Annotated in this window: 15 protein-coding genes; 5 read left to right on the top strand and 10 right to left on the bottom strand. The window is 70.5% G+C overall.

Translation table 11 applies throughout. From position 1 onward, the window contains the following. Nucleotides 1–111: 111 nt before the first annotated feature. Nucleotides 112–714, bottom strand: coding sequence for a TlpA family protein disulfide reductase (locus COA17_RS08675; protein ID WP_096611770.1), 603 nt, complete (start codon nucleotides 712–714; stop codon nucleotides 112–114). 16 nt (nucleotides 715–730) lie between these two features. Between COA17_RS08675 and argH the strand changes: the two genes are divergently transcribed. Genes argH through COA17_RS08650 form a run of 5 tightly spaced genes read left to right on the top strand, consistent with a single transcriptional unit; the run spans nucleotide 731 to nucleotide 5,341 of the window. Then, nucleotides 731–2,098, top strand: coding sequence for an argininosuccinate lyase (gene argH, locus COA17_RS08670; protein ID WP_096612220.1), 1,368 nt, complete (start codon nucleotides 731–733; stop codon nucleotides 2,096–2,098). Next, nucleotides 2,095–2,337 carry a hypothetical protein gene (locus COA17_RS08665; RefSeq protein WP_066486993.1) on the top strand — a complete coding sequence of 81 codons (243 nt, stop codon included), beginning with the start codon at nucleotides 2,095–2,097 and terminating at the stop codon, nucleotides 2,335–2,337. The genes argH and COA17_RS08665 overlap by 4 nt, the downstream gene beginning before the upstream one ends. Nucleotides 2,338–2,353: 16 nt before the next feature. Beyond that, nucleotides 2,354–3,610, top strand: coding sequence for a diaminopimelate decarboxylase (gene lysA / locus COA17_RS08660; protein WP_066486990.1), 1,257 nt, complete (start codon nucleotides 2,354–2,356; stop codon nucleotides 3,608–3,610). Between the two features lie 4 nt (nucleotides 3,611–3,614). Next, nucleotides 3,615–4,388 carry a precorrin-2 dehydrogenase/sirohydrochlorin ferrochelatase family protein gene (locus tag COA17_RS08655; RefSeq protein ID WP_245857583.1) on the top strand — a complete coding sequence of 258 codons (774 nt, stop codon included), beginning with the start codon at nucleotides 3,615–3,617 and terminating at the stop codon, nucleotides 4,386–4,388. Next, nucleotides 4,385–5,341, top strand: a complete 957-nt coding sequence (locus COA17_RS08650; RefSeq protein WP_096611766.1) for a CorA family divalent cation transporter — start codon at nucleotides 4,385–4,387, stop codon at nucleotides 5,339–5,341. The genes COA17_RS08655 and COA17_RS08650 overlap by 4 nt, the downstream gene beginning before the upstream one ends. Before the next feature lie 166 nt (nucleotides 5,342–5,507). Here COA17_RS08650 and COA17_RS08645 read toward each other — a convergent pair whose 3' ends face one another. From COA17_RS08645 to COA17_RS08605, 9 genes are all read right to left on the bottom strand, one after another. Then, nucleotides 5,508–5,906 carry a flagellar export chaperone FliS gene (locus COA17_RS08645; RefSeq protein WP_066486978.1) on the bottom strand — a complete coding sequence of 133 codons (399 nt, stop codon included), beginning with the start codon at nucleotides 5,904–5,906 and terminating at the stop codon, nucleotides 5,508–5,510. Nucleotide 5,907: 1 nt separating this feature from the next. Continuing rightward, on the bottom strand, nucleotides 5,908–7,455 hold the full coding sequence (gene fliD, locus COA17_RS08640; RefSeq protein WP_096611764.1) for a flagellar filament capping protein FliD: 1,548 nt from the start codon (nucleotides 7,453–7,455) through the stop codon (nucleotides 5,908–5,910). Between the two features lie 36 nt (nucleotides 7,456–7,491). Next, a complete protein-coding gene (locus COA17_RS08635) occupies nucleotides 7,492–8,622 on the bottom strand; it encodes an EscU/YscU/HrcU family type III secretion system export apparatus switch protein (RefSeq protein WP_096611762.1) in 1,131 nt (376 codons plus the stop codon). A gap of 1 nt (nucleotide 8,623) precedes the next feature. Further along, entirely contained in the window at nucleotides 8,624–9,412 is a 789-nt protein-coding gene (gene fliR, locus COA17_RS08630) for a flagellar biosynthetic protein FliR (RefSeq protein WP_066486999.1), read from the bottom strand. Between the two features lie 83 nt (nucleotides 9,413–9,495). After that, nucleotides 9,496–9,777 (bottom strand): flagellar biosynthetic protein FliQ, encoded by a 282-nt coding sequence (locus COA17_RS08625; RefSeq protein WP_082740678.1) that lies wholly within the window; start codon nucleotides 9,775–9,777, stop codon nucleotides 9,496–9,498. 25 nt (nucleotides 9,778–9,802) lie between these two features. Then, entirely contained in the window at nucleotides 9,803–10,711 is a 909-nt protein-coding gene (gene fliP, locus COA17_RS08620) for a flagellar type III secretion system pore protein FliP (protein ID WP_096611760.1), read from the bottom strand. Then, on the bottom strand, nucleotides 10,708–10,986 hold the full coding sequence (locus COA17_RS08615; RefSeq protein WP_066486962.1) for a flagellar biosynthetic protein FliO: 279 nt from the start codon (nucleotides 10,984–10,986) through the stop codon (nucleotides 10,708–10,710). Before COA17_RS08615 ends, fliP begins: the two co-directional genes overlap by 4 nt. A 12-nt stretch (nucleotides 10,987–10,998) precedes the next feature. Next, nucleotides 10,999–11,289, bottom strand: a complete 291-nt coding sequence (gene fliN / locus COA17_RS08610; RefSeq protein WP_066486961.1) for a flagellar motor switch protein FliN — start codon at nucleotides 11,287–11,289, stop codon at nucleotides 10,999–11,001. Next, nucleotides 11,286–12,266, bottom strand: coding sequence for a flagellar motor switch protein FliM (locus COA17_RS08605; RefSeq protein ID WP_096611758.1), 981 nt, complete (start codon nucleotides 12,264–12,266; stop codon nucleotides 11,286–11,288). Before COA17_RS08605 ends, fliN begins: the two co-directional genes overlap by 4 nt.

Here is a 12,266-nt window from a genome sequence, read left to right as displayed (position 1 = left end):
AACACGGGGTGGCGCGCGGCACGGCCGTTGCGCGTGACCGCCACCGGCCCGGCCTGCGCCGGAACACGCGGGCGACGAGCAGGTCGCCGTGCGCGGGGGTCGGTACGGGCGTCAGCGTGCCTCGGCGAGCAGCGCCTTCGCCTCCTCGCCGGTCCAGTCGAGGTCGCCGGTGACGCGCCAGATTTCCTTGCCGTCCGCGCCGTACAGGATCGTCGTCGGCAGGTTGGTGCCATAGGCGAGGCTCAGCCCCAGCTTGGCGTCGAGATAGGGGCGCAGGTGCGCGAATTTGCGCTGGTCGAGGAAGGCGATCGCCTTGGCCGGGTCCATGTCCTGGCTGATCGCCAGCACGGGCACGCGATCGCCCAGCGTCGCGGCGGCGGCGTCGAGCGTCGGCATTTCCTTGACGCACGGCGCGCACCACGTCGCCCACAGGTTGACCAGCACCGGCTTGCCCTTGAACGCGGCGAGCGTCACGGGACCTTCCTTCCCGCCCGGCGCGGCGAAGGCGACATCGGGCGCGCCCTCGCCCTTGTGGCTGCGGTCGACCTTGTCGTTCCTGGCGCCGGCATTGGCGGGGGCGGCCTCGTCCGGGCTGGCCGCCGTCGTGGCGGCGGTGTCCGCCTGTGCTTGCCCGTTGCCCGGTGACGCCCTATCGCAGGCCGCGGTCGCGACGGCGACCCCCAGGAGACAGACGATCGCGACGCGGGAGGCCATGAGCGGTTCCAACCAGATGTGGGGCGGGCGGTTCGCCGAAGGACCGGCGGCCGTGATGCGTGAGATAAACGCGTCGATTCCCTTCGACAAGCGGATGTGGCGGCAGGACGTCGCGGGCAGCCGCGCGCATGTCGCGATGCTGGGCGCGCAGGGGATCGTCGCCGCCGATGACGTCGCCGCGATCGACGCCGGGCTGGAAGAGGTCGCGGCCGGCTATGCCGCGGACGGAGTGCCCGACGACCTGGCGATGGAGGACATCCATATGCTGACCGAGGCGCGGCTGTCCGACGCGATCGGTCCCGCCGCCGGGCGGCTGCACACCGCGCGCAGCCGCAACGACCAGGTCGCGACCGATTTTCGCCTGTGGGTGCGCGACGCGACCGACCAGGTGCTGGCCGCGCTGGCCGCGCTGGACGATGCGCTGCTGGCGCGCGCCGAGGACCATGCCGGCAGCGTGATGCCCGGCTTCACCCACCTGCAATCGGCGCAGCCAGTGACGCTGGGCCATCACCTGATGGCCTATCACGAGATGGTGTCGCGCGACATCAGCCGGTTCCGCGACAATCGCGCGCGCGGCAACCTGTGCCCGCTGGGATCGGCGGCGCTGGCGGGCACCGGCTTTCCGATCGATCGCCACGCGACCGCCGCGGCGCTGGGGTTCGACGGGCCAACGCGCAACAGCCTCGATTCGGTCAGCGACCGCGACTTCGCGCTCGATTACCTGATGGCGGCGGTGCAATGCTCGCTCCACCTCAGCCGGCTGGCGGAGGAATTCGTGCTGTGGGCGTCGCAGCCGTTCGGCTTCGTCGCGCTGTCCGACCAATGGTCGACCGGCAGCTCGATCATGCCGCAGAAGCGCAACCCCGATGCCGCCGAGCTGGTGCGCGGCCATGCGGGGCGCATTTCCGGCTGCCTCGTCAGCCTGATGGTGACGATGAAGGGGCTGCCGCTGGCCTATTCGAAGGACATGCAGGACGACAAGCCGCCGGTGTTCGAATGCCATGACCTGCTGGCGATCTCGATCGCGGCGATGACCGGCATGATCGAAAGCGCGACCTTCCGCACCGACCGCATGCGCGGCCTCGCCGAAAGCGGCTATGCCACCGCCACCGACCTGGCCGACTGGCTGGTGCGCGAGGCGAACGTGCCGTTCCGCGAGGCGCACCACATCACCGGTCGCGCGGTCGCGCGGGCCGAGGCGCTGGGCTGCACGCTGGACGCGGTGCCGCTGGCGGACCTGCAGGCGATCGACGCGCGGATCACCGATGCGGTGTATGGCGTGCTGTCGGTCGATGCCTCGGTGGCGAGCCGGCGGAGCTTCGGCGGGACCGCCCCCGACAATGTCCGCGCCGCGATCCGCGCCGCGCGCGAGGCGCGCACATGACGCGCGCACGCTGGTCCCTGTTGCTGGCCGCGCTGCCGCTCGCGGCGTGCGGATCGACGCAGGCGCTGAAACCGGCCGCGGGTGAGCAATTGCCCGCAGCGCCGTATGGCGCCCCTGCGACGCCGACCGTCGCGGACCTCCTGACCCCGTCGGTGCAGGAACGCCCGCAGCGCAACAGCGAGATCATGACCCGCTCGCACGAACGGCAGAACGACGCGTTCGACCTGCCCCCGAGCTGACCCGATACGGACGACCATGGATCATTTTCATTACCAGGACGGCGCGCTGTGGTGCGAAGGCGTGCCGATGGCGCGGATCGCCGCCGAGGTGGGCACCCCCGTCTACGTCTATTCCGCCGCCGCGTTCCGGCAGCGCGCGCGGGAATTCCGCGACGGCCTGTCGGGGATCGCCGACACGCACCTGGCCTATGCGATCAAGGCCAATCCGAACCTGGCGGTGCTGCGGGTGCTGGCCCATGAAGGCTATGGCGCGGACGTGGTGTCCGGCGGCGAGATGGCGCGCGCGCTGGCGGCCGGGATGCCCGCCGACGGCATCGTCTTTTCGGGCGTCGGCAAGACCGAGGAGGAGCTGGTCCGCGGGCTGGAGGCCGGGATCGGCCAGTTCAACCTGGAGCTGGAGGAGGAAGGCGTCGTCTTGGCGCGGCTGGCGGCGGAACGCGGGCTGACCGCGACCGCGGTGCTGCGCGTCAACCCCGACGTCGATGCCGGCACCCACGCCAAGATTTCGACCGGGCGCAAGGAGAACAAGTTCGGCGTGCCGATCGACCAGGCGCCGGCGATCTTCGCGCGGCTGGCGGGCTTGCCCGGCCTGTCGCTGGAAGGCGTGGCGATCCACATCGGCAGCCAGCTGATGGACCTGGCGCCGCTGGAGGCCGCCTATGCGCGGGTCAAGCGGCTGGTCGACGAGCTGCGCGCGGCGGGCCACCGGATCGCGCGCGTCGACCTGGGCGGCGGTGTGGGCGTGGCGTACAAGGCGGGCGACGTACCCCCGACGCTGGCCGATTACGGCGCGATGGTGGAGCGCGCGACGAAGGGCTGGGACGTCCGGCTGATGTTCGAGCCGGGGCGCGCGATCGCGGGCAATGCCGGCGTGCTGCTGACCAGGGTGATCTGGGTCAAGCCCGGTGTCGTCCACCCCTATGTCATCGTCGATGCGGCGATGAACGATCTGGCGCGTCCGGCGCTGTACGACGCATGGCACGATTTCGCGGCGGTGACCCCCGATGGCGCGCGGATGACCGCGAACATCGCCGGCCCGGTGTGCGAGACCGGCGACACCTTCGCGATGGCGCGCGAGGTGGACCGGGTGGCGAAGGGCGATCTGGCGGTGTTCCGCACCGCCGGCGCCTATGGCGCGACGATGGCATCGACGTACAACAGCCGCGCGCTGGTGCCCGAGGTGCTGGTCGATGGCGATCGTTATGCCGTGGTCGCCGACCGGATCGCGGCCGAGACGATCCTGGCGGCCGAGCGCGTTCCCGAGTGGCTGTAACGGCGTGAGCGCGCCCGCCCCGCTCAACAGCCTGCCGCTATTCGTGCGGCTGGCCGGGCGCGCCGTCATCCTGGTAGGGGAGGGCGAGGCGGCGGCCGCCAAGCGCCGGTTGCTGGAGCGCGCCGGCGCGAGGATCGTCGGCGAGGACGAGGCCGCGGCGGTGCTGGCGATCGTCGCGGACGACGAGGCGGCGGTCGCGCGGCTCAAGGCGCGCGGGGTGCTGGTCAATGCGGTCGACCGCCCCGAATTGTGCGATTTCACGCTGCCAGCGATCGTCGATCGCGACCCGGTGCTGATCGCGATAGGCACCGGGGGCGTGTCCGCCGGGCTGGCGGCGGCGCTGCGCCAGCGGCTGGAGGGGCTGCTGCCCGCGTCGCTGGGGCAGCTGGCGCGCGGGCTGTATGCGGCGCGGGGGGGACTGCGCGCGCGGTTCCCCGACGGCGCGGCGCGGCGGCGGGCGATAGCGGCGGCACTGGCGCCGGGCGGCGCGCTCGATCCGCTCGACGATCACGGCGACGTGGAGGTGCTGGCGGCGCTGACCGGCGACGATGGCGCGGGGGCGGTGCGGCGGATCGTGCTGGCGTCGCGCGATCCCGACGACCTGACGCTGCGCCACGCGCGCTGGCTGGCGGGGGCGGACCGGGTCACGCACCGCGCCGACGTGCCGCGCGCGATCCTGGACCGCGCGCGCGCCGATGCCGCGCGCGAAGCGACCGACGCGCCCCCGGCGACGGCGGCGTCGGGGGAACGGGTGGTCGATGTGGCGATGATGCGATGAGCGGCTATGCTTGGCGGATCACGGCGGAGGGCCGCGCGGAGCAGGTGCCGGTCGCTGGCGCGCTGACGTGCGGGGCGCCGTTCGTCTGGGTGCACCTGACCACCAACACCGACCATGCGCAGACGTGGCTGCGCGACGAGGCGCAACTGCCCGCCTATGTCGTCGACGCGCTAACCGCCGGGGAGACGCGCCCGCGCTGCGAGAAGATGGGCGACAGCGCGTTCGTGAACCTGCGCGGGCGCACCGACGAGGATGTCGGATCGTCCGACGTGCTGGCGTCGATCCGCATCTGGGCCGCCAAGGGCCGCGTGGTGTCGGTGACGCGCAAGCACCTGGTCGCCATGGGAGACGTCGTCGCGGCGGTGAAGGCGGGCGAATTGCGCGATCCCGGCGACCTGATCGCCGCCTTCGCCACCGCGATCACCGAGGATCTCGACCCGGTCGTCGCCGACCTGGGCGACTGGCTGGACGATTGCGAACAGGGCCTGCGCACCGATCGCGTGTTCGAACTGCGCCGCGGGGTGACGAAGGTGCGGTCGGAATCGATCACCTATCGCCGGTTCCTGAACCCGCAGCGGACCGCGCTGGAACGGCTGGCGGCGCTGCCGGGCGACTGGCTGGCCGACGACGACCGCGCGCATCTGGCCGCCGCCGCCGACCGCGCGGCGCGCATGGCCGAGGAGGTGGAGGCGATCCGCGAGCGGGCCGCGCTGATGCACGAGGCGCTGACCGACCTGCGCGCCGAACAGCTCGATCAGCGCAGCCTGGTGATCGCGATCGTCGCGATGGTGTTCCTGCCGCTGACGTTCATCACCGGCCTGTACGGGATGAACGTGAAGGGGCTGCCCTATGCCGATCAGCCATGGGCGTTTGACGCGGTGATGGGGATATGCGCCGCGGTGGCGGCGGGGGTGACGATCTATTTCCTGCGGCGGCACTGGTTTCGCGGGTAGGCGCGCGGGGGCGCGTCAGCGCGTATCGTGCGTTCGACCCACCTGATCGAAACCGTCGGCCCAGCGCAGGCTGGGGATCCGGCAGCTCCTGCCCGCTGCCGTCGCCGGGAGATCCCAGCCTGCGCTGGGATGACGGCCTTGGATCGGTCGACCGGACGATAACCGCTCAGGCGGCGCGTGCCTGTCGCCACGCGCCGGCGATCTCCTCCAACTCGGCGGCGACCGCGCGGAAGCGGTCGCCATTCGATCCGATCGCGGCTTCCACCACCTGCTTGCGGCAGCCGGCGTAGAAGCGCGCCAGCGCCTGCGACACCGCGCCGCCGCGCTCGAAATCGAGGTTCGCCTCCAGCGCGAACAGGATCGCGGTGGCGCGGGTCACGCGCTCGCTCTTGGTGGTATATTGGTCGCGGTCGGCGGCCCAGGCGGCGACGCGCAGCGCCTGCATCAGTTCCTCGTACAGCAGCTGCACCAGCGCCGGTCCATCGGCCGCGGCGGTGCGCCCGGCCAGGTCGATGTCGCGATAGGTGCGCGCCGGATCGCGCAACAGGGCGGATGCGTATGCCATGTCAGCCCTTCGTCCAGGTCTTGATCTGCTGATCCATGAAGGATTGCGTCGTCTTGTAGGCGTTGACGCGCGCGCCCATGCTGGAGAATTGCTGCGTCATGCGATCGGTCGTGCGGGTCACCTGATCGTCCAGCGTCGACTGCCGCTTGGTCAGATCGGCCTGCGCCTCGCGATAGGCGTTGGTCGAGGCGCCCAGCCCGTACAGTGAGCTGCTGCTGTTGAGCTGGATCGACTGCATCACCTGGTACAGGCCGGTCTTGCTGACCGGGCTGTAGGCGAACATCGCCTCGATCGCGTCGGGCGAGCGCGTCATCGCGGCGGACAGCGCCTTGTCGTCGACCTCCAGCGTGCCGTCCTTGAGCGTGCGGACCCCGATCGCGGCGAGCGAGGAGGGCGTGCCGCTGGCGGCATTGGGCAGCAGCGAGGTGCTGGAAAGCGACTGGAGCGTGCGCTGGAGCGCGCGCGCCGCCGTATCGCCGCGCAGCTTGCCGTTGATCGGGTCGGTCTGTTCCTTCACGACCGCCAGCACCTGATTATAGGTTTCCACGAACGCCTTGACCGCGTCGGTCAGCTGCGCGGTGGGGCGCTTGGCGGTCAGCGTCGCGGTGCCGGTGCCGGTCAGCGACAGCTTCACCCCCGCGACCAGATCGGTCACCTCGTTCGAGGCGCGCTCGACGCGGGCGCCATCGACGTCCAGCACCGCATTGGCGGCCTGTCCGGTCAGCTTGGTGGGCAGCGTGGCCGGATCGCCGGACCCGCGCGCGCGGACGTCGAACTTGCCCAGGTCGCTGGCCGGATCGTCCGCGGTCAGCTGGAACGCCGATTGCGTGCCGGTCGCGCCCTTCAGCGACAGGAACGCCGATCCGTCGGCATCGGTCAGCACCGATGCGGTGACGCCGGTCTTCTTCGCGTTGATCGCTGCGGCGATCCCCGACAGCGTGTTGTTGCTGGAATCGATCGCGATGTCGAACGACTTGGCCGAATTGTCGGCGTTGGTCCCGGTGGTGAAGCCGGTCATCTGGCCGTCGCTGCCGTAGGTGGCGGTGCCTAGCTTCAGCGTCAGCGTGCCGGTGCCGAAGGTCGCGGTGCCCGGCGACGTCACCTTAGCGCTAGTGCTGACCTGCGCGGTGGCGAGCGCGGTCACCTTGATGGTGGTGTTGAGGTCCGCGATCGACGCGCCCGATATCGTCGTGCCGGTGATCGCCGCGGCGTTGCTGCTGACCGGCTGCGACGTCAGTGTGCCGCCGTCGGCCAGCGACTTCACCGCCTTGGTGAAGGTGGCGATCGTGTCCTTGATCGTCGACACGCCGGAAATCTGCGCGGTCAGCTGATCGCTCTTGGCCGCCAGCTGCGCCTTGCGGGTCGCGAACTGCGCATCGACCAGCTGGCCGACCAGCGCGCCGGTATCGATATTGTCGCTGCCGTTGAGCGAATCGAGCAGCGACTTGGCGGTCTTGCTGGCCAGCGCCGCCGCCGACGTCTTGGCCGTCGTCGCGGCGGACGTGGTGCTCGTGGACGAGCTGCTGCTGGTGCTGCTGACGGTAGCCATGATCGTCCTTTCTAAACGACCGGACGGCGGCGGGCTTTATGCCTGCTGGACGCCATTTTCGTCGAACCGGGCGGTGGGGGGAACGTCGATCGCCGGCATCGTGCCGCCGGCCTGCGCGTTGAGGCCGAAGACGAACGCCAGCACGGTGGCGACCGCCAGGTACAGGTCGTCGCGGATCTCCTGCCCTTCGCGGCTGGTGTAATAGACGGCGCGCGCCAGCGCGGGATATTCGAGGATCTGGAGCCCGATCTCGCCCGCGCGCTCGCGGATCGCCAGCGCGGTCGCGCCGCGGCCCTTGGCGACCACCACCGGCACCTGATCGCGCCCGCGATCGTAGCGCAGCGCGACCGCGAAATGCGTCGGGTTGGTCAGCACGACATGCGCCTCCGCGATCGCCTTGCGCATCCCGCCCGACAGCACCTCGCGCTGCTTCTGGCGCAGGTGGCCCTTCATCTCGGGGTTGCCCTCGCTCTCCTTGTTCTCGTCCTTCACCTCCTGCTTGGTCATGCGCAGCTTGCGCAGCAGCTGGAGGATCTGGGTCGGCACGTCGAGCGCGGCGATCCCGACCAGCCCGGCGGCCATCGCCAGCATGATGCCGTTCAGCGTCTCCCCCAGCGAGGCGAGCGCGACCGGCAGGTTGGAGGCGGCCAGCCCGAAGCTGAAATGCGCGGTCTTCCACAGCATCCACGCGCCGATCGCGCCCAGCAGCACGACCTTCAGCAGCGACTTGCCCAGCTCGGTCCAGCCGTTCAGGCCGAAAATCTTCTTCAGCCCGTTGGCCGGATTCAGGCGCTGCGGCTTGGGCGCCATCAGCGAGGCGTTGAAGCGCAGGCTGCCCAGCCCCGCCTGGCTGACGATCGCGGCGGCGATGGTGATCGCGAACAGGATCGCGACCGGCGGTGCGACCTTCCATCCGGCCTCCACCAGCGGGCGGAACGGCTGGAAATCCTCCACGTCGGTACGCCCGAAGGTGAAGCTCGCGCGCATCACCGCGCGGCATGCCGCGATCAGCCCGGGGCCGAAGAAGATCATCCACGCGGTGCCCGCCAGCACCACGAGCGCGGTGGCGAATTCGCGGCTCTTGAGGATATCGCCCTTGTCGCGGGCGTCGTCCTTGCGCTTCTGGGTTGGGGCTTCTGTCTTGTCGCCGGCGGCTTCCTCCGACATGTCAGAAGCCTCCCGTCGTCAGCAGCACCAGGCTCTGCGCCGCGGCCAGCCCCTCGCGCACGATCACCTGCATGTAATCGCCCATCGCGGGCAGCGCGATGCCGAGCGTGATGACCCCCACCGCCAGGCTGGCGGGCAGTCCGACCGAGAACAGGTTGAGCGCCGGCGCGGAGCGCGATAGCATCCCCATGACGATGTTCTGGCACAGCAGCAGGAAGCCGACCGGTAGCGCCAGCAGCAGCCCCGCCAGGAAGGCGTAGCCGCCGAACAGCGCGATGTCGCGCATCTGCCCCGCGGTCATCCACGCCGCGCCGGGCGGCAGCGCGCGATAGCTTTTGGCGACCATGTCGACCAGCACCAGATGCCCGTCGAGCGACAGGAACAGCAAGGTGAGCAGGATCGACAGGAACTGGCTGACCGCCGGGCTGGAACGCCCCGTGGTGGGGTCCATCATGCTGGCGAAGCCGATCCCCATCGAACCGCCGATGATCTCGCCCGCGACCAGCGGCGCGGCGAAGGCGATCTGCACGACGAAGCCGAGCGCCAGTCCCACCAGCGCCTCCGCGGCGACCGACAGGAAGGTCGACAGCGCGAACACCGTCGGCGGCACCGCAATCGTGTTCGTCCCCAGCACCAGGATCGCCACCGCGCCCGACAGCGCGACGCGCACCTGCACCGGGACGGAGACGTTGCCGAATACCGGCGCGGCGACGAACGCGGCGCCGACGCGCACCATCACGAACAGCAGCGCCCACAGCTGCGGCTCGATCGCGAGGCCGAAGCCGAGCATTACGCGGTCCGCGCCCGCGCGCGCGCCGCGCGCCACGCGGGCGCGGGGCGGGGCGATCCGTGGGTGGTCGCCGTCATCGGTCGTTACCGCACCAGATCGGGGATGCGCGCGAAGATTTCGGCGGTGAAATCGCTGAGCAGGCCCAGGATCATCGCGCCGAACACCATGATCGACACGGCCACGACGATCAGCTTCGGGATGAAGCTGAGCGATTGTTCGTTGATCGAGGTGGCGGCCTGCACCATCCCCAGGATCAGCCCGGACAGCAGCGCGGGGACCAGCAGCGGCGCGGCGGCGAGCGCCAGCACCCACATCGTCTGGTTGGCGAGGGTGAGGAAATAGTCGGCATCGACCAGCGGATGCATGGCGTCGGTTCCTGTCCGGGGGGCGTCAGGTGGCGAAGGAATTGGCGAGGCTGCCCATCGTCAGCGCCCAGCCGTCGACAAGGACGAACAGCAGGAGCTTGAACGGCAGCGAGATGATCGTCGGGCTGAGCATCGCCATGCCCAGCGCCATCAGCACCGTCGCCACGACCAGGTCGATGACGATGAACGGCAGAAAGATCAGGAAGCCGATCTGGAACGCGGTCTTCAGCTCCGACGTCACGAACGCCGGCAGCAGCACCGAATAGGGGATATCGTTGGGGCTGGCATAGGGGCCGGACTTGGCCATGTCCGCGAACATCGTCACGTCCTTCACCCGCGTCTGCTTCGCCATGAAGGCGTGGAGCGGGGCGCCGGCGGTCTTGATGAGATCGGTGCCGCCGATCCGGCCCGCGGCATAGGGCTGGATCGCGGTCGCGTTGATCTGGTTGATCGCGGGCGCCATGATGAAGAAGCTGAGGAACAGCGACAGGCCGATCAGCACCTGGTTGGGCGGCGTCTGCTGCAACCCCATCGCCTGGCGCAGGATCGACAGGACGATGATGATCCGCGTGAAGCTGGTCATCATCAGCACGATGCCCGGCAGCACCGTGAGCAGGCCCATGATGATGAGCACCTGCAGCGACAGCGACAGCGAGCCGTTGCCCGGCGTGCCGGCGGGGCTGGCCGCGCCGGTCGACAGCTGGCCCAGCGCGCGGTCGATCGCATCGCCGACGCCCGGTGCGGGCGCGGCGGGCGCGCCCGGCGGCGGGGCGGCGCCCTGCGCGAAGGCGGGCATGGCGACCGCCAGCGCGATGCCGATCGCGACCAGCGCCAGGACGAGCCGCCACCAGCCGCCCGCGGCGCGCGGACGCGCCGGCGCGATCAGCGCGGGGCCGCGGCCGGTGCGGGTGACGGTGATTGGAGCCGTGCTCATGCGTCGCCGCCGATCGGCACGCGCGTGGCCGAGGTATCGACCAGCGTGACGCCGGTGCGTGCGACCGAGACGAGCAGGCGCTTGCCCTCGAAATCGAGCACCGCGAGGCGCACGCCGGGGGAGATCATCATCGTCTCGCGCACCGCGATCATCCGCGTCGCGGTACGACCGGGCATCCGCGTCTCCAGCTTGCGCCAAAGATACAGGCAGCCGATCATCAGCCCGCACACCAGCGGCAACAGCACGATCAGCTTCAGGATATAGGTCCACATCATCGGACGGGCGCCTCAGCCGCGCTTTTCGGGGGCGACCAGCTCGGTCATCTTCACGCCGAAGCGCTCGCCGACGGTCACCACCTCGCCGCGGCCGATCAGCGTGCCGTTGACCAGCACGTCCAGCAGCTCGCCCGCCTTGCGGTCCAGCTCGATCACGCTCGCCTCGCCCAGCGCCAGCAGCTCGCGCAGCGACAGCGTGGTCGATCCGATCTCCACCGTCAGCTTGACGTCGACGTCCTGCAGCAGCCGCATGTTGGCGGCCACGGCGGATTCGACGGGGAACCCCCCGGTCATGTCGTTCATTGCACGGGTCCTTCAAGCTTGGTGATGCGGATGGCGGCGCGGCCGTTGGAGGTGCCGACGGTGCCCATCCCCAGCGGCATCCCGCCGATGTGGACGGGCACGTCGGTGCCGAAGCTGATCGGGATGACGTCGCCGGGTTTCAGGTCCATCAGCCGCGCGAGCGAGATCGTCGGTTCGGCCAGTACCGAGCGGACCGGCACGCGCACCGCCATCGCGGCGCGGGTCAGCGCGGTCTGCCATTCGGCATCGACGCCGGTCGGCTTGGCGACGACCTTCCCGGTCAGCGCGACGGTGTACGGCTTGAGCGTCTGGACCGGGTACAGCACGTCGAGCAGCGCGGGCTTGCCGGCGCCGCGCGCGATCCCGAAGCGGGTGGCGATCACCACCTCGTCCGCCTCGATCGCGGAGGTGAGGCCGGCGCCCAGTTCGCAGCGCTCCGCCTCGAACCGTGCCGGGGCCAGCGGTTCCCACGCGGTTTCCAGCGCGCGCGCCAGCGACGGCGCGATCCGCGCCATCAGCGCGTCGGCCGCGGGGGTAAATTCCTGCGCGATGATCGGCGGTACGTCGCCGCGCCCGCCGAAGAACATGTCGATCAGCTCGAAGATGAACGTACCGTCCATCACGCACAGCAGCGGGCGGCCGTCCATCGACAGCGGCACCCATGCGGTGAGCAGGTCGCCGCGCGCCAGACGATAGTCGGCCAGGCGCAGCACCTCCAGCGGTTCGGCCCAGACGCGCGTTTCGGTGCGCCACACGCCCTCGAACGTCTGGCGCACCCCGCGCGCGGCGCGCGCCGACAGATGCTGGAGCGTGTGGAGATCGCCGAACGGATGCAGCTTGGCCGCACCGCCCGCACCCCCGGCGGGACCGGCGCCGAGCGTCACCGGGCTGACGAGGGCGTCGGCTCGGGTACGTTCGCGCCGGTCGGACGCGCCGGAGACGACTCCGGATTCGGGGGTTGCGGGCTCGTTAACCAT

This window comes from Sphingomonas ginsenosidimutans, from assembly GCF_002374835.1.
Classification (GTDB): Bacteria; Pseudomonadota; Alphaproteobacteria; order Sphingomonadales; family Sphingomonadaceae; genus Sphingomonas; species Sphingomonas ginsenosidimutans.
This window is presented reverse-complemented; position numbering and strand designations above follow the sequence as displayed.